Annotated in this window: 22 protein-coding genes; 2 read left to right on the top strand and 20 right to left on the bottom strand. The window is 38.0% G+C overall.

The window, feature by feature from the left end; genetic code table 11:
- Window positions 1-64: 64 nt before the first annotated feature.
- From CD33_RS17685 to CD33_RS17615, 15 genes are all read right to left on the bottom strand, one after another.
- Window positions 65-1135, bottom strand: a complete 1071-nt coding sequence (locus CD33_RS17685; RefSeq protein WP_036203257.1) for a glycosyltransferase family 4 protein — start codon at window positions 1133-1135, stop codon at window positions 65-67.
- Complete coding sequence (locus CD33_RS17680) at window positions 1128-2408, bottom strand: glycosyltransferase family 4 protein (protein WP_036203254.1); 1281 nt, start codon at window positions 2406-2408, stop codon at window positions 1128-1130. The genes CD33_RS17685 and CD33_RS17680 overlap by 8 nt, the downstream gene beginning before the upstream one ends.
- Window positions 2409-2410: 2 nt before the next feature.
- Window positions 2411-3211, bottom strand: coding sequence for a WecB/TagA/CpsF family glycosyltransferase (locus tag CD33_RS17675; protein WP_084591403.1), 801 nt, complete (start codon window positions 3209-3211; stop codon window positions 2411-2413).
- Between the two features lie 67 nt (window positions 3212-3278).
- The gene (gene galE / locus CD33_RS17670) at window positions 3279-4250 is read right to left on the bottom strand and encodes a UDP-glucose 4-epimerase GalE (RefSeq protein ID WP_036203252.1); all 972 of its coding nucleotides are present in this window, start codon (window positions 4248-4250) and stop codon (window positions 3279-3281) included.
- Between the two features lie 30 nt (window positions 4251-4280).
- Window positions 4281-5645 (bottom strand): sugar phosphate nucleotidyltransferase, encoded by a 1365-nt coding sequence (locus CD33_RS17665; RefSeq protein ID WP_036203249.1) that lies wholly within the window; start codon window positions 5643-5645, stop codon window positions 4281-4283.
- A gap of 65 nt (window positions 5646-5710) precedes the next feature.
- Window positions 5711-6790: a GDP-mannose 4,6-dehydratase gene (gmd, locus tag CD33_RS17660; protein ID WP_036203246.1), complete on the bottom strand. Its 1080-nt coding sequence runs from the start codon at window positions 6788-6790 to the stop codon at window positions 5711-5713.
- Between the two features lie 11 nt (window positions 6791-6801).
- On the bottom strand, window positions 6802-7752 hold the full coding sequence (locus tag CD33_RS17655; protein ID WP_036203243.1) for a GDP-L-fucose synthase family protein: 951 nt from the start codon (window positions 7750-7752) through the stop codon (window positions 6802-6804).
- A gap of 15 nt (window positions 7753-7767) precedes the next feature.
- Window positions 7768-8454 carry a sugar transferase gene (locus tag CD33_RS17650; RefSeq protein ID WP_036203240.1) on the bottom strand — a complete coding sequence of 229 codons (687 nt, stop codon included), beginning with the start codon at window positions 8452-8454 and terminating at the stop codon, window positions 7768-7770.
- Window positions 8455-8476: 22 nt separating this feature from the next.
- Window positions 8477-9805, bottom strand: a complete 1329-nt coding sequence (locus tag CD33_RS17645) for a UDP-glucose dehydrogenase family protein (RefSeq protein ID WP_036203236.1) — start codon at window positions 9803-9805, stop codon at window positions 8477-8479.
- A gap of 208 nt (window positions 9806-10013) precedes the next feature.
- Window positions 10014-10919 (bottom strand): LCP family glycopolymer transferase, encoded by a 906-nt coding sequence (locus CD33_RS17640; protein ID WP_036203232.1) that lies wholly within the window; start codon window positions 10917-10919, stop codon window positions 10014-10016.
- 91 nt (window positions 10920-11010) lie between these two features.
- The gene (gene galU, locus CD33_RS17635; RefSeq protein ID WP_036203229.1) at window positions 11011-11904 is read right to left on the bottom strand and encodes a UTP--glucose-1-phosphate uridylyltransferase GalU; all 894 of its coding nucleotides are present in this window, start codon (window positions 11902-11904) and stop codon (window positions 11011-11013) included.
- 18 nt (window positions 11905-11922) lie between these two features.
- On the bottom strand, window positions 11923-13212 hold the full coding sequence (locus CD33_RS17630; RefSeq protein WP_036203226.1) for a glucose-6-phosphate isomerase: 1290 nt from the start codon (window positions 13210-13212) through the stop codon (window positions 11923-11925).
- Between the two features lie 351 nt (window positions 13213-13563).
- On the bottom strand, window positions 13564-14328 hold the full coding sequence (locus CD33_RS17625) for a tyrosine-protein phosphatase (RefSeq protein ID WP_036203223.1): 765 nt from the start codon (window positions 14326-14328) through the stop codon (window positions 13564-13566).
- Window positions 14329-14528: 200 nt separating this feature from the next.
- Window positions 14529-16748 carry an EAL domain-containing protein gene (locus CD33_RS17620; RefSeq protein ID WP_084591402.1) on the bottom strand — a complete coding sequence of 740 codons (2220 nt, stop codon included), beginning with the start codon at window positions 16746-16748 and terminating at the stop codon, window positions 14529-14531.
- A gap of 103 nt (window positions 16749-16851) precedes the next feature.
- Entirely contained in the window at window positions 16852-17487 is a 636-nt protein-coding gene (locus CD33_RS17615; RefSeq protein WP_084591401.1) for a TetR/AcrR family transcriptional regulator, read from the bottom strand.
- Between the two features lie 196 nt (window positions 17488-17683).
- Between CD33_RS17615 and CD33_RS17610 the strand changes: the two genes are divergently transcribed.
- Entirely contained in the window at window positions 17684-19246 is a 1563-nt protein-coding gene (locus tag CD33_RS17610) for an AMP-binding protein (protein WP_036203220.1), read from the top strand.
- A gap of 18 nt (window positions 19247-19264) precedes the next feature.
- Entirely contained in the window at window positions 19265-20602 is a 1338-nt protein-coding gene (locus CD33_RS17605) for an MFS transporter (RefSeq protein ID WP_036203217.1), read from the top strand.
- 324 nt (window positions 20603-20926) lie between these two features.
- Here the strand turns inward: CD33_RS17605 and CD33_RS20310 are convergent, their stop codons facing one another.
- From CD33_RS20310 to CD33_RS17585, 5 genes are all read right to left on the bottom strand, one after another.
- Window positions 20927-21097, bottom strand: coding sequence for a YwzD family small protein (locus CD33_RS20310; RefSeq protein ID WP_156967327.1), 171 nt, complete (start codon window positions 21095-21097; stop codon window positions 20927-20929).
- Between the two features lie 150 nt (window positions 21098-21247).
- On the bottom strand, window positions 21248-21967 hold the full coding sequence (locus CD33_RS17600) for a GDSL-type esterase/lipase family protein (RefSeq protein WP_036204116.1): 720 nt from the start codon (window positions 21965-21967) through the stop codon (window positions 21248-21250).
- 160 nt (window positions 21968-22127) lie between these two features.
- Window positions 22128-22682 (bottom strand): YdcF family protein, encoded by a 555-nt coding sequence (locus tag CD33_RS17595; RefSeq protein WP_036203214.1) that lies wholly within the window; start codon window positions 22680-22682, stop codon window positions 22128-22130.
- 484 nt (window positions 22683-23166) lie between these two features.
- Window positions 23167-24441 carry an O-antigen ligase family protein gene (locus tag CD33_RS17590; protein ID WP_036203212.1) on the bottom strand — a complete coding sequence of 425 codons (1275 nt, stop codon included), beginning with the start codon at window positions 24439-24441 and terminating at the stop codon, window positions 23167-23169.
- Window positions 24442-24753: 312 nt separating this feature from the next.
- A complete protein-coding gene (locus CD33_RS17585) occupies window positions 24754-25887 on the bottom strand; it encodes a DegT/DnrJ/EryC1/StrS family aminotransferase (protein ID WP_036203210.1) in 1134 nt (377 codons plus the stop codon).
- Window positions 25888-25897: the final 10 nt, after the last annotated feature.

Here is a 25897-nt window from a genome sequence, read left to right as displayed (position 1 = left end):
ATATCGCCGCTTAAGTTCAACCATAAGGAGTTAATAAAATCTTCACGAAACTTTCGCCTAATTATCAAACTATCAAATTATACAACGTGGAAAGTTTATGAATATGTTTTTCCAATGAGTAGGTATTCTGTACAACATGAAAACTCTCTTCGCCAAAGCTCTTTAATTCTTGTTCATTTTTAAGCAAGGACACTAACCTCTCTGCAAAGGCATTTACATCCCCCGGAGAGCAAATGTAACCATTTTGCCCACTAGTTACCAAATTGGGAATTCCACCAATATTGGTGCTTACGATAGGCAGCCCATAACCCATGGCTTCTAGAATTGACATAGGCATACCCTCATGATAGGAGGGTAAAAAAAACAAATCACTTTCACGTAGCAATTTATCTTTTTCTTCATCACGCACCCACCCAGGAAAAATTACATTTTTTTCTATTCCCTTTTCTTTTAGAATACTTTTGATTCTGTCAACTTCCCCTGTGCCAGCCATAATGAATTTTACTTTCGGTAAAACTTGGACAACCTTCTCCACAATTAAAGGTATGTCATAGCACCCTTTTCTTTTACCGATCTCCCCTAAAAAAAGGACTCGCTGATTACTTTCTCTTTTTAACCTTTCCATCACAGCAACTTTGCTCAGAATACTATAATTTTCAATGACTTTTATTTTTTCGGTAGGAACGATTACACTAAGGCGATTTTTCCATTCCCCTGATAGAGCGATAACTAAGGAACATTTATTATATGCTTTCTTTACTAATTTCTTTTTTCGTTCATGAGCTTGCAAAAAAAAGGTTTCGAAGTCTGCACCATGGCAATGATTGATAATTGGGATTCCAGTCCAATTAGCCATATAAATAAATGGCAGTTTTCGATAAAAACTCGCCCCAAAGGAAGAATGGATATGCAAAACTTTGGGTCTATCCACAAGTATGTTTTTTGCAAAATGAATATATCCGCACATAGCTTTCATTAATTTCGCGAACTTATTTCCATCTTTATAGGATTCTATATACTTAATATCGAAGTCTTTTTCTAAAGCAGACCCCCTATAGCCATTAACGACTGCTGCAATGCCACCTTTAACTGTTGGATCTTGAACAACCATGCATACTTTTATCTTTTTACCCATTTTCTACCTCTTTAGTGAAAAAATCACTGTCCCTTTTACCTACAACGGTCTGATAATACTGATTCATTTCTAGAGTCCGTTTATTTGAAACAAAATGATTGCTAGCATATTGGTGAGCCGCCTTGCCCATTTGTTTCCGTTGCTCATGATTTTCAACTAATAGACAAATTGCATTCGCAATGTCTTCAATCATCGTTTCCAGACGTGCGGGCTGTATTTTGATGGCCGTGCTCTCGCTCGTATTAATTTTGGGTCCGCCTGTATCAACGCAGATGACCGGCAACCCTCTCCCCATTCCCTCCATTACAACATAACACCCTGAATCTCTTAAGCTACAATTCAGTAATAAATCAAATTCATCATAGAAATCTTTCATCTTGTAATACTCAACTTTTGAGATAAATTTAATCTGTTGGGTATGGTTCATACACAAACCTTTTAAATATTCTTTATAATGTATACTTCCATCCTCTGTATCACCTAAGATGGTAATTTCTGCTTGACAGCCCTTTTCTAAAGCAAGGATTGCCGACTTGATCGCAAGTTCAAAACCTTTCCAATAAATCATCCTGCCGGCAATTAATATTTTACATATAGCTCCGTTCTCTTTTTCTAGATTCGGATTTGGGTTAAGAAAATTCTCATCCAAAACGATGGATTGAAATATGTGGACTTTGTGTTGATATTTTTTCGGAATATAATTCTTTGTCTCACCCGTTGTTGCTAAGATAAGATTGGCCTTTTCCATTGTCTTCTTAAAATTGGGTGTTGCACGAAAAAAAACTTGCACTATTTTACGAATTGTTTCAATGATTGAATTCTTTTGATTCAGAGGATAATTGATAATGCTTGGTATATTTTCTCCACCGGATACCGGTCCATACAAGAAAGGCAAGCCCAGCTTATGCATGTATGTAGGCAATACACATGTTACATAGGTGATGTGATGCACTAAATCGAAATTCACTTTAGTCTTCAGCTTCTCAGCTACTTTCAAAGCTGCTTTTTGCCATAATATATAATAAATACGTTCCCCACGATATCCTTTATGCCAAAAGCTAATTATTTGTGGAACCCTTATATATATAAATTCAGTATTCAAAAGTGCATGGGGATTTTTTTCTTTGTAATCTTCAATATCCTTTTCATATACTTCACTCGTTAGCACCCATAAGTGGTGATATTTGTCCAACTCACATACCCAATTCCATCCAACCGCCCGCTCCGAACCATCATATGGACTGCACGCATATACAGAAGCTAATACATTCATTCCTATACGCCTCTCTTTATAAGCCACAAAAATTTGATATTGGTTCGTAAATATCTTTTAAACAATCTTTTTGGATCCTGGAGTAATCGATACAGCCATTCCAAATTGAACTTCTGCATCCAAAGGGGTGCCCTTTTTATATTTTCTGCGTAATAATCAAAACCCGCTCCTACTCCTATCATTAAGCCATTTATTTTGTCTTTATGGTAAGCCATCCATTTTTCTTGCTTAGGCGCACCAAGACCTACCCATATAAAGTCAGGCTTCGTTTCATTGATCTGTTGCATGATTTTTTCATCTTCCATCGCTGCTATCGGGCGAAAAGGAGGACTATACATGCCTACTATATCCAAACCAGGGTAATCCTTAAGTAAATTGATTCGCATTTTTTTTAACGTACTTTCCGTCGATCCATAGAAATAATGTCGATAGCCTTTATTCGATGAAAGTTCGAAAATCTCTTTCATTAAATCTGGTCCAGTTGTTCTCGACATCTTAACATATCCCCATCTTCTTCCAATGGTGGATAATGGACCTCCATCTGGAATGGACATTAGGCTATTGTTTAAAATTGCACGATAATCAGATTCTTCATATCCCATGACTGTTGTATGTACGTTGGAAACACAAATATACTGACCTGATAAACTCTTAATATGGTCAACCAAAAAATTAACAAGCCACTCCATATTAATCGCCGCTATATTTACGCCCAGTATTTTACATGTCGGGATTTTCTCACAGGGAGTATATGATTTCTTCAATTCAAATTGTTCTTCATGCTTTTTGGTTATTTCTTTCATTACGAATCCCCCTCAGCTGTGAAAAATCAAATTCAAAAGCAATTGAAATTCAATTTAAAGCAGCAGCCTAATACTTCTGATTTAAATGCCAAGTCCAAGCACTTTCTATTAGCTGTTCAAGGTTTCTTTTGGCACGCCATCCTAAATCCTTATAAATCTTTTCAGATGAAGCGACTAAACAAGCAGGATCTCCCGTACGTCTTTCGGTTATTTCAACTTTTGCTGTTCTACCTGTGATTGCTTCACACATTTGGACGATTTCCCTCACTGAGTAACCAATCCCGTTTCCCACATTGTAAGTTGCCGTTTTCACACTTTTATTCATTAAAACTTCTAAGGCTAAAATATGGGCATCCGCTAAGTCTGATACATGAATATAATCACGAATACATGTCCCATCCGGTGTATTATAATCCGCACCAAATATCGATATTTTATCTTTTTCTCCGGCTAAATGATGTAATACAAGGGGGATTAAATGAGTTTCTGGATGATGACTTTCACCAATCTCAGCTGTTTCATATGCTCCAGCAGCATTAAAGTATCTTAAAACGACATAGTGAAAATCATAGGCTTTTGCATAATCTTCAAGAATCTGTTCAATGATTAGCTTTGACTTGCCATAAGGATTAATAGGATGCGTATCTATACTTTCATCAATTAGCCGCACTTTGGGAATGCCATAAGTAGCAGCAGTCGAAGAAAAAATAAAATTCTTCACCTGATGTTTTAACATTGCTTCTAAAAGCGTTAGTGTAGATGAGACGTTATTTAAATAGTATTTTTGAGGATTAATGACAGATTCCCCAATTAAACTATTTGCACCAAAGTGCATTACTGCTTGAATTGGGTAGTGCATAAAAATTGAATCTAATACTTTAGGATCTCCCAAATCTCCTTGTACAAACAGGGCATCTTTATCAATTGCTTCGATGTGACCCGTCGATAAATTGTCCAGTACAATCACTTCTTCTTTTTTTACTAGATCTTTCACGAGATGGCTACCTATATAGCCTGCTCCACCTACAACCAGTATCACAGCCTTAACCCCTTTTCCCCTTCTATTCCATTAAGCATAACAATGCTCTTCTACTTCTTCCCATGTCATAAAAACACGAACAATATCTTCTTCCAGTAATTGGCTACCTGTTTGCACCTCGATCATTTCTAAATCGGTAACGGCTTTTAAAGCATGTTTGTTTCCAATAGGAATTTGCAAGACATCTCCAGGGCGAACGACTTGTAATCGACCACTTTGAACAAAAATCCCTTCCCCCTTTATAATGGTCCAAACCTCATTACGATGGAGGTGGTATTGATAGCTCAAATTTTTACCCGCGCTGATCCCAATTCTTTTTGTTAATACTTCAAAATTTTCATCGATTTTTAAGTGATCCAATACTTTATACCAGCCCCAACGTCGCTCCTCATACATCGGACGGTGATTAAAGTGGCCAACTATTTCTTTAATGCGTGGACTTTTATCCTTATCGGCAATTAGGATACCATCAGGGCTAGCTGCTACAATAACGTTGGGAACACCCAACACCGTAATCGGAATATCCAATTCATTGATTAAGTGAGTTCCTTTGCAATCCTCTGTCACAATACCCTTCCCAATTTGGGGATGATGCATTTCTTCGGTTAATGTTCGCCATGTGCCCAAATCTTTCCAGTACCCATCATATGGAAGGGCTACAATATTTTCTGTTTGTTCCACCACTTCATAATCAAAACTATTTTTTGGAGTAGTATCGTACTGCTCTAATAAATCGTAATAGTCTATAGGTAGCCCACGTTCTTTAAGCAAGGACAAGACAAAACCTAATTTAAATGCAAAGACCCCACAGTTCCACAATGCATCTTGCTGTATTAACTGTTCTGCTTCTAGTTCGCTTGGTTTTTCTTTAAAAGATTGCACTTGGATATAATCAGATGTGTGATTGGTAGCAGGAATAATGTAACCATATTTGGAGGAGGGATATGTTGGTTTAACACCAATCAGTGCTATGTCTGCATTTGATTGATGTAATAATGTTTCCAGTTCCTTCACTTTTTCAAAAAAACAATCTTGTACAAATGGGTCAACTGGTAAGACTGCTACTGTCTGGTGTAAAGGGATATTTTTTACAGTGTGTAGATAAGTGGATGCTAGCGCTATTGCTGGGAAGGTGTCTCGTCTACTCGGTTCAAGAACTAATTCAACTGTATGACCTAGTTGGTTTTGAATAATATCCACCTGTGTCTTATTCGTGGCAATTATGCTCGATTCCGCCAAATTCACATGTTGTAATTGGCGCCAAACACGCTGGACCATCGATTTTAGTTGGTAATTTTCATCTTCTAATATTTTTAGAAATTGTTTTGATCGTGCATCATTCGATAATGGCCAAAGACGTTTCCCTGATCCACCTGATAACAAAATAATCTCCACTTATTCACCCCTTTAACATAATAGCTGGAAAGTTCTTATACGGTGGAAATGAAATCCATTACGGGTTATTCAAACATTTTGACTGTATTTTCTTCTTTCGCAACTTTTTCTAGGTCGAAATGTACCATCCTTTTAACCAACTCTTCGAAGGTTGTTTTTGTAGGATTCCAATTTAATAGTTTTTTCGCTTTTGTAGGATCCCCCAACAGCTGATCTACTTCTGCGGGACGGAAGTATCTTGGGCTGACCTCGACAACCACCTCCCCGGTTGAGCGGTTAATTCCTTTCTCTTGTATACCAACACCTGTCCACTGCAACTCAATTCCGGCATGTTGAAATGCTATTTCTGCAAACTCTCTTACACTATGCATCTCGCCAGTTGCAATCACAAAGTCTTCTGGTTTATCATGCTGCAACATTAACCACATACACTCGACATAGTCTTTTGCATATCCCCAATCGCGATATGCGTCCAGATTTCCAAGTTGCAGGGTTTGTTGTTTTTGTTTGGCGATTCGCGCCGCGGCTAATGTTATTTTTCTTGTTACGAAGTTTTCCGCCCGTCGTTCTGACTCATGATTGAATAAAATACCGTTTACAGCAAATAATTGGTATGATTCACGATAATTTTTCGTTATCCAGTATCCATACATTTTGGCAATTCCATAAGGAGAACGCGGGTAAAAAGGCGTTGTTTCTTTCTGCGGTACTTCCTGGACCTTCCCAAATAATTCCGAAGTTGAGGCTTGATAGACGCGGGTTTTTTCAGCTAATCCCAAAATACGAACAGCCTCCAGAATATTTAATGTCCCTTTTGCATCCACATCTAATGTATAGCCTGGCATTTCAAAAGATACGTGAACATGGGATTGGGCAGCAAGATTATAAATTTCGTCTGGTTGGATGGTGCTAATTAAATTCATAATATTTAATGCATCCGTGATATCACCGTAATGAAGGAAAAAGCGTTTAATGTTTCCATTACTCCCTAATAGTTCCGATAAATGAATATGTTCCAATCGTTCTTGATTGTAAGAGGAACTGCGGCGGATTACTCCATGCACTTCATACCCTTTTTCCATTAAAAACTCCGCCAAATAGGAACCATCCTGACCAGTAACACCTGTAATCAATGCTTTTTTCATAACTACCTCCATTACTTTGCAACTGCAGATTGTTGAATTAGTTTCTTTAAATACCAATCATATACTTTGGTTATTCCTTCATGGAGAGAGATAGAGGCTTGCCATCCTAATGAATGAAGTTTTGACACATCTACTAGTTTCCTAGGTGTGCCATCCGGTTTTGTTGCATTGAAATTGATTTCACCTGGGTAACCCACGATTTCTTTTACCTTCTCAGCTAGCGCTTTAATGGTGAGATCTTCACCAACACCAATATTGACAATCTGATTGCCTTCATAAGTATTCATTAAATAGATCACTGCATCCGCCAAGTCATCCGAATATAAAAATTCCCTTCTCGGTTCCCCAGTTCCCCACACCTCAACTACCGGATCATTATTTACTTTTGCCTCATGGAATTTCCTTAGCAAGGCTGGTAATACATGGGATGTTTCCAGGTCGAAATTATCTTCCGGACCATAAAGATTGGTCGGCAGAACAGAAATATAATTTGTTCCATATTGTCGGTTATAAGCCTCAACCATCTTAATTCCTGCGATTTTGGCTATTGCATACGCCTCATTTGTTGGCTCTAAACTACCTGTTAATAAGGAAGACTCATTTACCGGTTGTGGAGCAAATTTCGGATAAATACAAGTACTCCCTAAAAATAGGAGTTTTTTTACTCCATTTCGGTAGGCTGCATCGATCACGTTCGTTTGAATCAACAAATTATCGCGAATGAAATCAGCAGGATAGTCATTATTCGCTACGATACCCCCTACTTTTGCCGCTGCAAGAAAAACATACTCCGGTTTTTCTTTTTCAAAAAAAGCATCTGTATGCGATTTATTTCTTAGATCAAGTTCTTTGCTCGATAGAAAAACGAGATTTCGATAACCTTTCTCCTCTAGCTTTCTCATAATTGCTGATCCAGCCAATCCGCGATGTCCAGCTACATAAATTTTAGAATGGAAGTCCATTTCATTTCCTCACTTTTAATAAGCATCTTTCGATCCGAATAAAACCAATAGTGTCTTTAATATTAACTTGATATCAATTATTAGATTTCTTTCATATAAATACTTTAAGTCCAGTTCTACCCACTGTTCAAATCCAATATTACTTCTACCACTAACTTGCCAATAACAAGTCAGGCCAGGTGTACCTCTCAATCTTTGTTTTTCATAATTAGAATAGTGTACAACTTCTTCGAGTAAAGGGGGTCTTGGTCCTACTAGACTCATCTCTCCCTTTAGAACATTGAATAACTGGGGTAATTCATCAAGACTTGTTTTCCGAATGAATCTGCCAACTTTCGTTACTCTTGGATCATGTTTCATCTTAAAGACCGGCCCAGTTGCTTCATTGTGCTCTAACAATAATGGCTTTAAATGTTCTGCATCGGAAACCATTGAGCGAAATTTGTAGATAGTAAATGGTTTTCCATCTTTTCCAATACGCAACTGCTTAAATAGTATTGGAGCCTTCCAATCTTCAAGTTTTATACATAAAGTAATGATTAAAAAGATGAAACTTAACAAAACAATTCCACTTATCGAACCGAATATATCGAGTGATCGTTTTGTAAATAAGTACCCCTTACGTTCATTTATTTCAATTTGTTTAACCTGTTGTTGAAGAGGTTTAGATGTTGAGCTGTCGTCAGAAGTTGTGACACTCATATTGCAATAACCAACCCCCAACTTAAATCAATAGATTTTCTGATTGTAAATTTACTGCCGATCTACCAATCGAATGATACTCAAATCCAGCCGCCTTTACCTGCTCTAAAGAGTAACAATTTCTTCCATCCAGGACAAAGGGCGTTTTCATGTGTGTAAAAACCTTCAAATCAATTGATTTAATTTCATCCCACTCGGTCAAAATTAAAGCAGCCTCCGAATCTTTGACGGCATCCTCAACACTAGCAGCAAAGCGGATTTGAGGATGTATTATGGTTTGCTTGGCATTCTCCATTGCAATCGGATCATAGCAAATGACTTCCGCTCCTTCTTTAACGAGTTCATCGATTACCATTAGTGAAGCAGCTTCTCTCAGGTCGTCTGTATTCGGTTTAAAGGCAAGTCCCAAAATGGCCAGTCGTTTCCCATGTAAAGAATGAAATTTTTTTTTCAATTTATCTACCAATATCGTTTGTTGCTTTGAATTCACATTGACAACACCCTTAAGTAATTCAAAGTCATAGGCGACATTCCCAGCAATCTGAATCAACGCTTTTGTATCTTTTGGAAAACAGGAACCACCATATCCAATACCGGCTTTTAGAAACGATGTTCCGATCCTTTGATCGAGCCCCATCCCCACAGCCACTTTTTCCACGTCTGCACCGACTCTTTCACAAATATTAGCAATTTCATTAATAAAACTAATTTTTGTTGCTAGAAAGGCATTAGACGCATATTTTATCATCTCCGCACTTCGAATATCCGTCAGATAGATTGGAATATTAAAGTCTTGATAAATCTCTTTCATTTTTTTCGTCGCTTTTTCGCTGTTTGACCCGATAACAATCCGATCCGCGTAAAAAGTATCATTGACCGCAGATCCTTCTCTTAAAAATTCCGGATTAGATACAATTTCAATAGTTATATCGTTGGCTTTATGGAGATTAATCAATGCTTGCAACCTATCATTCGTTCCAACCGGGACGGTACTTTTCGTCACGATAATCGTATCGCTCTCAGCACAAAAGGCAATCGTCTTGGCCACATCTTCTACATAACTTATATCAGCAGAACCATCATCATTTTGCGGAGTTCCCACAGCAATAAAAATCACTTCCACCTCTTTAAAGCCTTTTCGATGATCAGAGGTAAAAACTAATCGACCAACCTCCAAGTTTTTTTTCAATAGTTCAGTTAAACCCGGCTCATAAATTGGCGAAACTCCATTTTTCATTCGTTCTACTTTATTTTCATTGATATCAATACATGTTACGTAATGCCCCATATCAGCTAAACAAACACCTGTCACTAATCCTACATACCCTGCACCAACTACTGCTATTTTCAATTGACCCCCCCTATCAGTAGACAGTTGAAATGTTATATTCGGATTATGGCATTTCAATTTCATCGGTATTTTTCAACAGTCTGATTCTATTAACCCGTATTCAATCTCCTATTTACTCCGCATTTTATGATGAATGTAGCTGCGATATACTTCTAATATTTCAGCTACCGTTTCTCTCCAAAAATTGTTTTTAATAGCTGGCAGAGGCTCAAATTTCTAAATGTTGACGAAGTGTTTCCTGCAACGTTTTCAGCTCCTCTTCGTTAGGAACATAATAATAGATACCATCCATCATTGTGCCCGTTCCATTGTTTAAATAGAGTTGTTCGATTGTAGAGAAACTATTTCGATAATCTTTTTGGATGTTGATGAGTTCATCAAACGCAATGTTCATTTCCAAATTATTTTCTATTGTTTCAAAAATAGACTTGTAATTTAAGATTGTATTGACGGATATAGTCTTTTTTAAGACTTGTTCGATGACTTGTTTTTGTCGATTTTGACGTCCAAAATCGCCTTCCGGATCGTCATAACGCATCCTGACATATTTCAATGCTTTGCTTCCGTCCAGCTCCAACTGCCCCGCTGCGAAATGTTCCCCTTCATAGTCAAATTCAAATGCGTTCTCGACTGTAATTCCACCTACGATATCTATTATATCGACGAAGCTCTCCATATTTATTTTTGCTGTATAGTCTATCGGTATATCCAGCAATTCCTCGACACTACTAATAGCCATTTCCATTCCCCCATAGGCATACGCATGATTGATCTTATCCTTTGAACCTGTGTCAACGAGCTCTGTATACGTATCTCTTGGAATACTTAGTAGTTTCGTCGTACCTCTTTCTGGATTGACCGTCAAAACGATCATCGTATCAGATCGTCCGGAATCTCCCTGTCTTGCATCAACCCCTAGAATGAGGGCGGAGAAAGGCTCTTTCGCCGTTACATCAATTGCTTTTTCTCTTTTCACGGAAAGTTCTTTCTGAAACGGGGTGTATACTTCTTCGACTGTATCTTTCACATCACTGTAGACTTTAAATAAGATGATAAAACCTATAGCACCAACAACAACTATGACACCCGCCAGCCACTTCCAAACTTTTTTCATCAATCTACCCCTTTACAAAGGAACAGGTTTTGCTGCAAATCGTATGAACATCTCGTTTGGATTTTTCTTGTTTTAGAAAATCGAAGTTACTTCACTTGAACTGAATTATTTCATAAGACCTTTTCAACAAAATTTCTCTCAACAGTTCTTCGACTTTAGGACCGATTTCTTCGTTTTCTAAAGCAAATTCCACAGTTGTTCGGATAAATCCTAATTTTTCCCCAACATCATAACGTTTGCCTTCAAATTCGTAGGCATGGACGTCTTCAATTTCGTTTAATTTTTGAATGGCATCCGTTAACTGAATTTCTCCCCCAGTTCCGGTTTCCTGTATTTCCAGAAGCGGAAAAATCTCAGGAGTTAAAATATACCTTCCTAGGATGGCCAGATTGGAGGGAGCCGTACCGAGCGGAGGTTTTTCTATAAACTTTTTCACTTGATACAATGGACCCTGACTATCGAGCGGGTCGATTATTCCATAACGGATTGTTTCATCATCAGGCACCATCTGGACACCTATCACAGAACTTTTTGTCTTATCATATTGTTCGATCAATTGTTTCGTTGCAGGCTTTTCGCTTTTAACAATATCGTCCCCCAACAGTACGGCAAACGGTTCGTCTCCAATAAATTTTCGCGCACACCAAACGGCATGTCCAAGCCCTTTCGGTTCTTTTTGGCGGATATAGTATAGTTCAACATTAGACGATTGGCGGATCTTTTCGAGCACATCCAGTTTCCCTTTATGCTCCAAATTATTCTCCAATTCCGCATTACGGTCAAAATGATCCTCGATTGCACGTTTGCCTTTTCCTGTCACAATAATAATTTCTTCGATTCCAGATTGAATGGCTTCTTCAACGATGTACTCAATTGTCGGACGATCCACAATTGGCAGCATTTCTTTTGGCATTGCCTTTGTTGCAGGTAAAAAACGGGTTCCCAAGCCTGCTGCTGGAATGATTGCCTTTTTCACTCTCTGCAATTTTATATCCTCCAATTCCTAATTTGTAATCGTTTCTTCGTTTAGCAAGTCGGTAATTTTCGTTTTATACACCTCGACACCCGGCTGGTTGAACGGGTTCACATCGATTAAATAGGCACTAATGGCGCATGCCTTCATGAAGAAGTAGATAAGGTAGCCAACATGGAATGCGTCTAACTTTTCCAATTCAATTTGAATAATGGGGACACCTCCCTCGGCATGTGCCAGTACGGTCCCTTCCTCGGATATCGCATTGATATCATTGAAGGTGCGATTGCTTAAAAAATTCAAATAGTCGTCATCAAGCTCGGTAAATGGCACAGAATAATCCTCTTCGAAACATTTGAAATGGAGGAAAGTCTCAAATAGGAGTGGGTTGCCCTCCTGTACAAACTGTCCTAGCGAGTGGAGGTCAGTTGGATAAGTGACTGAGGCTGGAAATAAACCCTTCTTCTCTTTTCCTTCACTTTCACCAAACAATTGTTTCCACCATTCATGGATGAAAACAAGCGATGGCTCAAAAGAAGCCAATAATTCCACTTGATATCCGTGCGAGTATAGCTCGTACCGAAGTACTGCATAACGGTATGCGGCATTTTTCTCCAAGTCAGCTTCATTCAAATCTATCATTGCTTGATACGAACCGTTCAGTAATTGATTTATATCTATGCCAGCTACCGAAATGGGGAGTAAGCCTACAGGCGTCAACAGAGAATAACGGCCACCAATGTTTGACGGGATATCCAATTGTCGGTAACCCTGGATGTCCGCTATTTCTTTTAAAAGCCCTTTTTCTGAATCGGTTGTCACAATAATACGCTCTTTGCAATTTTCTCCATATCGTTCTCTTGTATAATGTCTTAGAACCCGAAAGGCGATGGAAGTTTCCAAAGTAGAACCGGATTTGGAAATGACATTTATATAAAAATTCCGATTTTGAAGACTTTCGATTAATTGTTTTATATAGGTCCCACTTAGGTTTTGTCCAACAAATTCAACGTCTATCCCATTACTATGTTTTTTAAAATATGGCGATAACGCTTCTTTTACTGCCCTTGCGCCTAAATAGGAACCACCGATGCCAATCACTACTAATACATCAGCATTTTCCACAATTTCTCTTGCCAACGCAAGAATTCCATCGGTTTCTTCATTTGTCATATTTAAAGGGGCATATAGCCAACCTGTAGGTTCATCCACCGCTTCCTCCAAAAAACGATGGATTGAAGAGATTGAGAAAGCGTAGTCCATGAGGTTCACATTTGATAAATGATCATTGAATTTTGAGGTTAAATTTAAATAGGCCAAAACAAACTCCCCCTAAAAGAACACTATTATACTACTAGATTGATTCAAAATTTTGGAAAATAATTAAACACAGCAAACTAATAAATGAAATACTATTAATACTATAGAAAATCAAGTGTGAGAATATGACTAAAATCACTCACGGAGATTATTATTTTTTTATAAAAGATGGTTAATTCAACTAAATACCTAGGTGAGAGTAAACATTTTAGCTTTTTCACTATTTAAAGCTCCGTTTAATATGGTGCTATTGAAAGCTTCGCAATAAGCTATCTATTAACTTCCAAAAAAAAACCACTTTAATAGTGGGCTCATAAACTATGTGCGTGATGTCGTATTTCTGCTCGCTCGTCAAATAAACCACCACCATTTTCTCTTTGTTGCAAGACCTGGCTCATAAATTAGCAACGGTCTGTTCTCTACAATCCGTGAATTGTTTTCCAGAAATAAATCGACCACTTCGATTTCCTTCTGCTTTTTCAGGTAAGAAAGTCCTTTCTCAAACAGGAAGGGACGAGTGGAGAGATTATGCGCATCCGACCCGTAGGTATGAACAAGGTTTCGTTTAATTAGTTCCAGTGCTGTTTTTTGAATTGCACGTCCAAAATGTCCTGCAATGCTTCCAGCTGTTAGTTGAGCGGCAGCGCCTTCCCTTATTAACCATTCAAGGCGTTCAGGCTTTTCACAAATAGCAAGATTGCGTTCCGGGTGGGCAATAATGGGGGTAATGCTTATGTTCAGTAACTCGCGAATGATGCCTTTCGTGTAATTCGGAATATGACTGGAGGGCAGTTCCAGCAACAAGAAATTGGATTGTGACAAGGTCAGTATTTGCCTTTCACTTATCAAAGCCACAATATCATCGCAAAGCCGTATTTCGTGTCCAAGGTGGATTGTCAGGGGGATTTCTTGTTTATTGAGTTCACTTTGCAGTAGTGTAACTTGCTCTAATACCGTGATAGCTTGTACATCAAACTGCGGATGGCGGATATGGGAGGTAGATATGATTTCCGTAATGCCTTCTTTTGAAGCCGATTTGAGCATTTCGAGAGAGTCGTGCAAAGATTTTGGCCCATCGTCCACATTAAACAATATATGGCTATGAATGTCTATCATCCAGCAACACCTGCTTTGGTTTTATAATTTTATCAATATACCCTGAAATCAGTTTACGGTTAGTCTACTAAGAAAATGCCATGTGGGATTGATTAAACGGGAGGTTTTTTTCTTATGGAAAGATAAAATCCCTTGAACATATAAAATTCAAGGGGTTAGATTATTCTCTATGATACTTTTTATGGAAAATGACATTTGTCTTATTCCCATTTAAACAACAACTTTTCAATATCGCTTAAGGGCATTGGCTTCCCGTAAAAATAACCTTGGGCTTCGTCACATTTTAAGCTGCTCAAAAATTCCGCTTGTTCTTTTGTTTCGACGCCTTCCGCGATGACCTCCAAGTTTAGCGTGTGGGCCAGATGAATAATGGCATTGATGATTTTCGCATCATTCTGGTTGGCTAGTATGTCATTGACAAAGGAGCGATCAATTTTCAGTCGCTGTATCGGGAAGTTTTTCAAATAGTTTAACGAACTAAACCCTTTTCCAAAATCATCTATCGCGATTTGCACTCCAATCTGATTTAATTCCTTCATAATCGAAATGGCATTGGATACATCCATGGCCATGGACTCGGTAATTTCCAGTTCCAGAAACTTGGGTTCGATTTTGCTTTGGTTTAAGGAGTGTTGTACTTTCTCAACGATTGTATGGCTTAAAAAATCTTGAGGCGATAAATTAATCGCTACCTTCACCGGTTGTAACCCGCACTCTTTCCAATGACTTAGCTGTTCACAAGCTTTTTGCAAAACAAAATCACCTAGTAGGGTGGCGATACCTAATTCTTCGGCCAAAGGAATGATATCGTTGGGCATAATTAATCCAAATTTCGGATGGTTCCAGCGTATCAAAGCCTCCAACCCGATAATTTCTTGTGTGCAAAGGCTATATTGTGGTTGATAATACAATTCAAACTCATTCTGTCTGATTGCCTGGCGAAGTTGTTGCTCGAAGGTCAACTTCTCAAAAAAGCGATGCTCCATGTTGGAATCATACATAACATAGTTGTTTTTTCCCATTTCCTTCGCTCTGTACATCGCTGTATCCGCCCTGCGGAACAAAGGAATCGCTCCATTTTCCCTCCCCTGGTAAATGGAAATGCCTATACTTGTACTCATGTGAAATTCATAACTTTCGATAACAAAACTACGCTGGAATAATTCAATGATACCTTCAGCAATGGAAATCACCTCATCCTGATCTTCATAATTCCTTAAAAGGATGGTGAATTCATCGCCGCCCATACGGAATAGCTCGGCATTGTCAGGCAAAAAGTGACGTAAACGTTTGGTTACTTCGATAAGAAGCCAATCCCCTTTTTCATGGCCCAACGTGTCATTGATAAATTTGAAACGATCCAAATCTAACAAAAAGAGCGATAAGGTCCCGCCACTCTTATTTAAATTACTTAAAGTTCCGTTCAGCGATTGCTGGAAGCTTCTCCGATTTGGCAGACCGGTTAAGTCATCATGGAAGGCCAAGTAACGAATTTGTTCCTTTGCATTATGTCGTTCCGTAATATCTTTTAACTGGGCAAATGCTCCAATCAATTCACCCGAAGATTTATATAAAGGAATGCCATCAAACAAAGTAATGGTTTGCTTACCGGTTACTTCATTAATAATTTTGATTTCTACATTTGCAAAATCTCTTCCTTGCAAAATCCATTTCAAATAGGAGCCAAAGAAGCTTTTCTCATCAATTACAGTATTCTTCCCAAAACCTGTCAAAGACTGTGCAACCTCATTCATTTCGGTAATTTTGCCTGTTTTATCAATTTCAATAATCCCATTTTTCGAAGATTTGATGACGACTTGATTAAGTATATTCAACCGAGTATTCGTTTCTTTTAATAGAATTTCGCGTTCAATAGAATTCACAACAGTATACAACATTGTCAAAAGAAGAGGACTTTGATATTCTACTAACGTGATGATGGTCAATGTCCCGGTTTTAAACCCGGTCGATTCAAAAGTTAGTGGCACTGTATAGCACGCGATGCCTTGCAAAAATGTCTTATAATGCTGCAAACCTACCACTTGTACTGGCTGGTTTCCTGTTAGTGCATAAGTAATGGCGTTCGTTCCATAATCTTCTTCGGTACATTTAATGCCAGGCCGGATTCCTAATTTCTCAAAATTTTTATTAAGCTTGTCATCTCCTTTTATATCTAAAAGGGTCCCTTCCTCGTCTGTGACAATCAGTAAAAATGGTATGTCCTCCACCATTTGAAATAGCTTATTGGAAAAAAAGTCCAGAACTTCGAATGTTCTTGTTAACTTGCTTAACTTACTATTCAATTTTTCTTGGCTTATATATTTGGCTGTTGGAAATTGTTGCGGGTCCATCCCCATCATTTCACAACGTTTTTGGGATTCTATTATATAGTGTGAAACATCATCTTTGGGTATATTCACGTTGTCGGACTCCCTTCAAAGACACCGATTCTATTCAAAGTTTTTATCGAAACATAATTGTATTATAGCATTATGAGTCCCCATTTATTAATTACTAAGACGTTCACTGAGTTCTAGTCATTCCATCGCTTTCTTTGCCAAACTGCTTGAGTAATCCATCCATAAATATATCTATAAACTGTGTACTCTCATGCTGCAGATTATAGGTGCTCCCAAATGCAATCCAGTCATATAAATTTCCACGCATACATCTTGTAATCAGCATCGCAATTCTTTCCGGGTTTGCCTCTTTCCTTAATTCTCCTCTGTCGATTGATTTGTTAATAAAGTGAATCAATATTTTATAGAGACCTCTTTCCGTATTGTTGAAAAAATGATTTTCGCTTTCAATTAATCCATTTGTATATACCGATCTCATTAAATCTTTTCCAAGTTCATGCTCCAAGTAGTGCATCTGGCCTTGAAATAACTTTACAATCTTTTCTTTCAATGAGTCATTTTCTGATATTGTTTGTACGAATTCTTCGTAAAAGTGATCGATTTCATTAAATTTCTCTAGAAAGATTCCGTATTTTGAATTAAAGTGACCATAAAACGCCCCCTTGGAGCTGTTGCTTTTTTCTACTATTTCATCTACCGTCACTTGGTCAAACCCTTTTTTCTGGAATAACTCCAATGCCGTTTTAAAAATACGCTGCTTTGTTTTTTCGGCCTGTAATTGCCGTTTTCCTTTCCTCATGCTTTACCTCCATTCCCGCTCCTATGTACTTAGTTTATAAAAGTACATAATAATATAACTTCCGCCTATTTATCTGAATTGTCAGAATAGTATTGACTTTTAATTTATTGTTGTTTTATTATTTAGACTATAGTCTATGAAAGTATGTTTTATCAAGTTGAAAACGTTTGCAAATTTGTTTGGGGAGGGATTCATTATGGATATTATCGGGGATAGAACGCTTCGATCACTCTTGGAGGAGCGAGTGTGTCTTTATCCACAAAAGATATTTATAGCTTTTGAAGATGTGAATGGCAATCAAACAACCAAAACCTACAGTGAATTTCATGACGAAGTATTAAAACTTTGCAATGCCTTGCTTGATTTAAAAATTCAAGCTGGAGATCATGTCACATTACATTTGCCAAACAATATTGAATTTTTAACAGCTTGGTTTGCCTTGGCACATATTGGCGCAATTATGGTTCCCACAAACATTTTATCAACTGCGGAGGAAATGAAATACATCATTAACCACTCCGAATCTGTGCTATTGATTACCGAGGAAGAGTATGCAGAAAAATTCCTTGGTATAAAAGAAGAACTGCCGACGATTCAAAATATTATCTTAACGCGATTTATGAATAAATCTACTCCATTTTTAAATTTCAGCCAGCTAATTGAAAATGCTTCTACGAGTACAGAACGCTTTCCAAAAATTCTTCCGGAAGATGTAGTCGGTATGCTTTACACCTCGGGTACCACTTCCAAGCCAAAAGGCGTACAAGTGACGAATGCAAACTATATTTTCACTGGGGAATTGATGTCTCATTCAATTAAAGTAACTGAAGATGATCGGATGTTTATTGTCCTTCCACTTTTCCACGGCAATGCTCAATACTATTCAACAATGCCCGCACTCGTCGCCGGTGCGAGTGTTGCGTTAACAGAAAAATTTAGTGCTTCGCGTTACTTTAAACAAGCGAAATCTTTAGGTGCCACGGTCGGTTCCTTATTTGCTGCACCTATTCGGATGATTTTGGCCAAGGAATACGATGCAGACGACAGGGACAATCCAATTCGGTTGGTGCTGTTTGCTCAATCGATTGCAGAGCATCAAATTCAGGATTTTGAAGAAAAATTCGGCCTGAAATTGTTGCATTTGTATGGCATGACCGAAACTGTAGGCATCCCACTAATCAATCCATTGAATGGAGTACGGAAAAACCTCAGTATCGGCAGACCTAGTTTAGGATATGAGGTGAAACTGGTCGATGAAAATGGAGAGGAAGCCGAAACCGGAACTATTGGTCAAATTGCGGTTAAAGGTGTACCGGGACGTACCATCATGAAGCAGTATTTCAAAAATGAACAAGCCACACAACAAACGATACAAAACGGATGGTTATTGACCGGTGATAATGCACGTATCGGGGAAGATGGCTATTTCTACTTTGTTGACCGTGTGAAGGATATGATTAAACGTTCCGGTGAGAATGTTGCTGCCCAAGAAGTGGAAAGTGTTCTAACCCAACATCTTGCTGTTTATGAAAGTGCGGTCATTGGTGTGCCGGATGAGATGAGGGATGAAGCGATAAAGGCGTTCGTCATATTGAATAAGGGGATGTTGATAACTGAAGAAGAACTCATTGATTTCTGCAAGGAGCATTTGGCGAAATTTAAAGTACCGGATTCCATCGAGTTCGTGGAGGTTTTTCCGCGAACGCCAGTTGGGAAGATTCAGAAACATATATTAAGAAATTCAATTTTAATACATTAATAAGAAAGTGGGTGCTCCATGAAAAAAGTAAAGATATTATTAGCTAGTTTAGTAGGATCGATTATCGAATGGTATGACTTTTACTTGTATGGAACGGCAACAGGTTTAGTGTTCTCCTCCCTTTTCTTCCCAAATCATGACCCTGCAGTGTCCATATTGATAGCATTTGCAACATTCGGTGCAGGTTATGCCGCAAGACCAATCGGCAGTATTATTTTTGGGCATATGGGCGACCGCATCGGGCGCAAGGCTTCCTTAATGTTGACGCTTATAGGAATGGGTGGAAGCTCTTTTTTAATCGGACTTTTGCCTACTTATGCCCAGATTGGTATTGTGGCTCCTGCTTTGTTGGTTGTATTGCGATTAATGCAAGGAATTGCACTTGGCGGAGAATGGGGAGGCGCGGTTCTCTTGGCAACCGAATCAGCCAATAAAGGCATCCGTGGCTTTTTTGGTTCCGTGCCACAATTAGGGGTTCCCATCGGGCTAGTCCTGGGTACATTCAGTTTTACATTGATAAGTGCGTTAACGACAGAAGCTCAATTTATGGCATGGGGTTGGCGTATTCCCTTCCTTTTTAGTATCGTTTTGATAGTCATTGCCGTGTGGATTCGGAGCGGAATCGAAGAAACACCGGAGTTCCAAAGAAAGAAGGAACAAGGAGAGCTTGCAAAAATACCTGTTGTGGAAGTTTTTAAATACAACTCAAAGGATATTTTCCGTCTAATTGGCTTAAAACTGGGCGATGGCTTTTTTAACGTATTCTTGATGTCCTTTATATTAGTGTACGCTACCACGTATTTAGATTACTCCAGGGATACTGCACTTTTGGGACTGACTTTAAGCTGTGCGGCGATGATTGTTACAATCCCGCTGGCGGGATATCTTTCCGATTTTATCGGTCGTAAAATAATCTACACAGGCGGCCTTATTGCCATGCTTGCTTTGGCGATACCATATTTTATGGCTCTTCCAGTAAGTACGGGCTGGTTCTTCACCATGCAAGTGATTTTACTGGGAGTAGTGTGGGGAGCAATCTTTGCGACACAAGGTACATTGTTCTCCGAACTTTTCCCTGCAAAGGTTCGTTATACCGGGCTATCTCTTGGCTATCAAATTGCAGCCGCGATTGTTGGATTCGGCCCGATGATTTGGACAGCAATGGGTACGAATTATGGCGCCTCTCCTTTCGCTTTTGGCGGTTTCATGATGGTCGGTCTTGTGCTCTCCTTAATCCTTATTCTCTTCGCACCGGATACACGAGTCATAACAAAGTATGAGGACGATTTTGAAGAAGAACAGATCACCCATCCAAATAATGAAGCGGAACAAGAGAAAACGGTTAATCTTACGTAATGTTGCACAATTGCAAGTTTGTCCTTCATCAACGAGATGAAGGGCATTTTTTGTGTAGCCGCTGGGTTGCATCTGGTGAACTATGATAAAGCCCCTGCCGACAGTCCATGGGATTGGAGGAGTGACTATTGAAAAGTTGTCGAAACGATGCCAACGGGGATACACATATGCTTGTTGAAGTTTGATTATAGGTTAGGATTCATAGTAGGTTTTTTTAGAGAATAGGAGAAGTATATGTAGGAAAGGCGTAGAAGCAGAATTAACTGAGGAGAAAGAGTCTTCTATCCTCTTAATGCACGTTTCAGAGCAAAAAAAAAGATTGTCTTAGCGAGTAACAGACAATCCTTTTGCGTTTGTTTTTTCTATTAATGGTTTCAAGTGTGTGGCCAGTTCGTTGACAAGTTCATTCACTGTAATTTGTTCATTTCCATTTCCGCGCTGTATCGCATACTCCAAAATTTGTTTAAACTCTTCCTGGATATCCATAGTTTCCATCCACATGACCTCCTAAGCAATTCATACCTTTCTATGCAAATATCTACCCCCAAAAAATAGATTGCAAACATAATATGGAGTGCCTGGCACCCGAACAATTCTGAATTGTTCGGGTGCCAGGCACTCATACAACTCTTGAACAATTCTGAATTATTTTGAATTTGTGTGCGTGCCAGGTACAAGATTGGTCCAAGCTTTGTAGCCATTACCATTCAAATGAATACCATCGAGGGTAAATTCTTTTTTCAACTGCCCGTTTTGGTCGATGAAATGCGGGAACAAGTCAAGGAATTGAACATTGAGTTCTTCCGCTGTTTGCTTCAACGCTACATTAAAAAGTATGATTTTGTCGTTCGTTACTTTATTTCCATAGATTGAGTTGTTCACCGGAAGGATGGATTGAATATAAATTTCTGTTTGGCTATTTGCAAAGGCTTCAATTATTCTTCTTATATTACCAATATAAGCAGCTTGCTCCACCTTTGTTCTTATGTCATTTACCCCTATCAGCAAATATACTTCCTTGGCATTCCTGGCCACCACTTCATTAATCCTGTTCAACACCCCTGCGGAAGTATCCCTACTAATCCCTCGGTTCAATACTACTTCATTCGGGAAAAACTCGTGAAACTCTCCATGATCCGTAATACTGTCGCCTACAAAAATTTTATCTACATGGGTAGTTTCCGTGGATTCAAATATATCTTTCTTCTGCAAGTAATAGCTAGAATATTTAGGAGATGCTCCCACCACCGCATCGATTTCTTTTTTCAAGTTGCCTGTACCCCCTCTTTTAAATGGAACTAGCAAACCGATGATAACAAAACTCAACACCATGGACAGCAAGAATAAGTGTTTCCTTTTTTCCATAAGCCATAATCTCACTTTCTTCACTATTTTAGCTTTTCGATTCATATAGACACTTTTGCCATTGATCCAGCATATTTTGCTGCTCTGCACTTATGTTCCACAAACTTCCCCAATCAAACCGATTAGTTCAGTGGAATTTTTTGCGGTATTTGATTTTCATTTAAAGATCAATCCATCGATAAAATCCGAAGATGTATCCAACTAATTTAAAATATTCTTTGAATGCCATTTGATTTGAAAACCCACCTAATTCTCCGTCAGTCGGAGAGGCAACAATTGAATATTCTATTCTTGAATCGCTAAAAACACGGTCGAACGATAATTTGGACCTTCTCGTATGATAATCCGAGGTCACAACGATGGCGGAATCCAGGCCCGACTTTTCCATCGTTTCTCTTGCATATAAGGCATTGGTATACGTGCTGGTTGCTTCCTCTTCCAGTATTACCGCCTCATCACTGATGCCAAGCGCCAGCGCATTTTCCTTTGTCAGTCCAGAAGCTCTCGAAGTGGTGAGCATTACTTTTTCGGCATATCCTTCATGATATAGGCTCGCCGCCTTTTCCAGCCTTCCGGGCGCTCCACTTAACACGATGATGACATCCGATTTTGTCGGTTCTTCATTGACAACCAAATAATCCTTGGCGAAAAATAAACAGATGAAAATGGAGACAACAATCAATAAAATAAAATTTGTCCTAGTTTTAAGTTTCATAGATCATCCTCAACTTTAAACGACAATCGGTTAATTCTCATGAAAAACTGCCGTTAACTGTTTTCCTTTATCACTTTTCGATAATTGTTTTTGTACTACGCTTAAAAACCACTACTCCTTTAACGATATATTCCTATTGAAATGTTCCCTTTTCCCGTTAATCATTGTAAAAACTAAAAAATCGATTCGAAAAAAATATTTTTCAAATCGACTCTTTAACATTTTATTGCTTTTCTATTTCCATAGGGATTATTGCTTAGACCAATTCACCAAGACAAATGATTCATTTTACTCAATCTACCTAGCAATTGATTCTACTTCTGAGGAAATAACATTCAAGATCTGAATATCTTATTGGATCCCTCGTTATATGGCTGTACCATCTTCAGTACGATTTATAATTGAGGATACATAGGTTGCGTGAAGCAGTATAACGCTTAACCGTTGTTGATCTACCAGGTTGGCTATATAAACCTGGCACTGTTTACGACGTAGACTTTTGGCTTTTATGTTGTGCTTTCGAACCAGTAAGTCCTATGCTTTTATGACTTTCAATTGACTTATTAAGATACGGCGATACAGCAATTATAGCCAGAAGAGTGAAAAGCATTCTATTTCCGTTTATATCTCCGCTAACCAATGCGTTAAAAAAATAATATACAAAACAACAAACTAGCACCAATTGAACGGTATCCATTTCTTTTTGCTTTTTCCGGTAAATAATTAGGCCTCTATATATAACGAGCAAAAAAAGGAGACAAAAAACCATAAACCCAATTAAGCCTTGTTCCGATAAAAACTCCAAAAAGATATTGTGCGGGTAATCAGAATACTCATAGCCATGGTATAGCATTCCGAAACTTCCGATTCCACCTCCAAATATGGGGTAATCCCCCCAAATTTCAAAAGCGGTTATAAACCTCTCCATCCTTGCTTCTGTCGATTCACCACCTTCATTTGAGAATAGCACTTCAAATCTATAAAGAATCGAATTAAAATAACCATCTTTACCTAAAATGATCAATATTAATATAAGAACAGGAGCTATAATCAAGGCGAATTTTAATTCTTTTCTGTATAGGATTTTACCCCTTTCGATCCTAATGGAAGAAAAAACGAAGTAAATTAAAACAATAGCAAACGCTAATAAAGGCATTCGACTTCCAGTGCCTAGCAAAGAAAAAGAAACAATTAGACTGGCCACTACGTAAAGCGTTTGTCTTAATTTAGATTTTGCCCTAAATAAACCAAAAATGAAAAGAATAATTAACCCTATACCGTTTATTCTAGCTAAACCTTGATAGTTTCCACCGTTGAAACCTACAAATCCAAGTTCCGAACCCTTTTGAAAAATCATGGGTAACGAAATTATGGAAAGCGCAACAGATAAGATTGCTATTGTAGACAAAAATTTAATCAAACTCTCCTTGTCCCTAATAAGAATCAAAGGAAACAAAAAAGAAGGTACAGTTAATACTAAAAATTTAATAATTTTTTCATCGGCATTAAGCGTACCTAAAGTATATAAATAACTAATAATGACAATACAAATCAGAAAAACGAAGAACACTAAAGGTGTAATAGAATATTTGGTAACAGTAGGATTCTTCGCAAATCGAAATACCACCGAAAAAAATGTCAAGATAAAAAATACTATGGCAATATCTATCTGTAAGTTCAAACTTTCTTTAAATGCGCCTGAGAATAAAAATAAAACGAACCATACTTCTCCGCTCAGGAGATGCTTAAATAATTTCATAAGTAATAAGCTCCTGTTTTGTTACCATAATAGATTCATAGTTTTTAAGTGAAAGGATTTGTTGAAAGTTGGACAACTAGTTAACATCTAATTATGCATAGTAACTAATTTTCACCTTCTGTTTTACGTAGGAAACATTTAAAATAATCCCCCATTTTGTACAATTCACTCACCATTACTCTTTAATCTCCTATATTAGTTTCATTTCCTTTAGAGGTTTATTACTATTGCAGTATTGAGCATATAAGGGTTGTTCCATATATATAATCATCAAAAAACTTCCCCTCTGTTCATATTTTCTAGATGAACGCCCTAAGTAGCCATAATATATTTCTTTACCATGCTGCTCACCAGGTCTATCTCATGATCTTTTAAATACGGATGCATTGGTAGAGATAAAACAATTTCACATAGCTCATTTGTTACTTCAAAATTACTTTCATCAATGTTTAAATCCTCGAATGCTTTTTGACTATGCATAGGCTTCACATAATAAATCATGCTTGGAATCCCATTTTCTTTAAGAAATGATTGTAGCCCATCTCGTTGTTCTCTACTTTTCAACTTCAAGGTGTATTGTGCAAAACTTGAATAATAACCATGCGGTATTACTGGAGTCTCGACTATACCACTCAATTTTTCGTTATATAATCTATAGACTCTATTAACATCTTCAACTTCATGTTCAATAAAAGCTTTAAATTTCACTTTTAATATTGCTGCTTGAATCGTATCCAACCTCGAATTTACACCAATTCTAATATTGTCGTACTTATTTTCGCCTTTGCCATGTACTTTTAGAGAGTTTAATAACTTAGCCAAGATATCATCATTTGTAAAGATCGCTCCACCGTCACCGTAGCACCCCAATGGCTTGGCTGGGAAAAATGAAGTTGTGGCAGCATCCCCAAAACTACACGCTCTTTTACCGTTGATGCTGCCACCAAATCCTTGCGCTCCATCTTCCAAAACTAAAAGGTTGTATTTCTTTGCAATCTTTTCGATTTCTAAATAATTTGCCGGTAAACCAAATAAATCAACCGGAATAATAACCTTTGGTGTTAATTTTCCTTCCTCGATTGTCGCTTGAATTGCACTTTCTAATTTGACCACATCAATATTAAAAGTATCACGTTCAACATCTACAAAAACTGGAGTCGCCCCTACAAAGGAAACCACCTCGCCCGTTGAAAAGAAAGTAAAATCAGGGACAAAAACCGCATCTCCTTTCCCAATTCCCCAACCCATCAAAACTAATGACAAAGCCTCAGTACCATTTGCACAAGTAATACAATGTTTCACTCCTACATATTCAGCCAATTGTCTTTCTAAATCCGAAACGATTTTACCACCAATGAATTGAGTCTCCGAAATTACATTTTGAATGGCGGAATCGATTTCATCTTTATATTTTTCATATTGTATTTTTAAATCTCTAAATTCCATTATTCACACG

It is taken from the genome of Ureibacillus sinduriensis BLB-1 = JCM 15800 (genome assembly GCF_000772955.1).
GTDB classification, from domain to species: domain Bacteria; phylum Bacillota; class Bacilli; order Bacillales_A; family Planococcaceae; genus Ureibacillus; species Ureibacillus sinduriensis.
This window is presented reverse-complemented; position numbering and strand designations above follow the sequence as displayed.

Excerpts from the sequence above, each read along its gene's own strand:
- CD33_RS17675 (WP_084591403.1), bottom strand. The coding sequence starts at position 3,211 with ATGAAAGAAATAACCAAAAAGCATGAAGAACAATTTGAATTGAAGAAA.
- CD33_RS17625 (WP_036203223.1), bottom strand. The coding sequence starts at position 14,328 with ATGATAGACATTCATAGCCATATATTGTTTAATGTGGACGATGGGCCA.
- CD33_RS17655 (WP_036203243.1), bottom strand. The coding sequence starts at position 7,752 with ATGGACTTCCATTCTAAAATTTATGTAGCTGGACATCGCGGATTGGCT.
- CD33_RS17585 (WP_036203210.1), bottom strand. The coding sequence starts at position 25,887 with ATGGAATTTAGAGATTTAAAAATACAATATGAAAAATATAAAGATGAA.
- CD33_RS17590 (WP_036203212.1), bottom strand. The coding sequence starts at position 24,441 with ATGAAATTATTTAAGCATCTCCTGAGCGGAGAAGTATGGTTCGTTTTA.
- CD33_RS17595 (WP_036203214.1), bottom strand. The coding sequence starts at position 22,682 with ATGAAACTTAAAACTAGGACAAATTTTATTTTATTGATTGTTGTCTCC.
- CD33_RS17685 (WP_036203257.1), bottom strand. The coding sequence starts at position 1,135 with ATGGGTAAAAAGATAAAAGTATGCATGGTTGTTCAAGATCCAACAGTT.
- CD33_RS17650 (WP_036203240.1), bottom strand. The coding sequence starts at position 8,454 with ATGAGTGTCACAACTTCTGACGACAGCTCAACATCTAAACCTCTTCAA.
- CD33_RS17600 (WP_036204116.1), bottom strand. The coding sequence starts at position 21,967 with ATGGAAAAAAGGAAACACTTATTCTTGCTGTCCATGGTGTTGAGTTTT.
- CD33_RS17605 (WP_036203217.1), top strand. The coding sequence starts at position 19,265 with ATGAAAAAAGTAAAGATATTATTAGCTAGTTTAGTAGGATCGATTATC.
- gmd (WP_036203246.1), bottom strand. The coding sequence starts at position 6,790 with ATGAAAAAAGCATTGATTACAGGTGTTACTGGTCAGGATGGTTCCTAT.
- CD33_RS17680 (WP_036203254.1), bottom strand. The coding sequence starts at position 2,408 with ATGAATGTATTAGCTTCTGTATATGCGTGCAGTCCATATGATGGTTCG.
- CD33_RS20310 (WP_156967327.1), bottom strand. The coding sequence starts at position 21,097 with ATGGAAACTATGGATATCCAGGAAGAGTTTAAACAAATTTTGGAGTAT.
- CD33_RS17610 (WP_036203220.1), top strand. The coding sequence starts at position 17,684 with ATGGATATTATCGGGGATAGAACGCTTCGATCACTCTTGGAGGAGCGA.
- CD33_RS17640 (WP_036203232.1), bottom strand. The coding sequence starts at position 10,919 with ATGAAAAAAGTTTGGAAGTGGCTGGCGGGTGTCATAGTTGTTGTTGGT.
- CD33_RS17615 (WP_084591401.1), bottom strand. The coding sequence starts at position 17,487 with ATGAGGAAAGGAAAACGGCAATTACAGGCCGAAAAAACAAAGCAGCGT.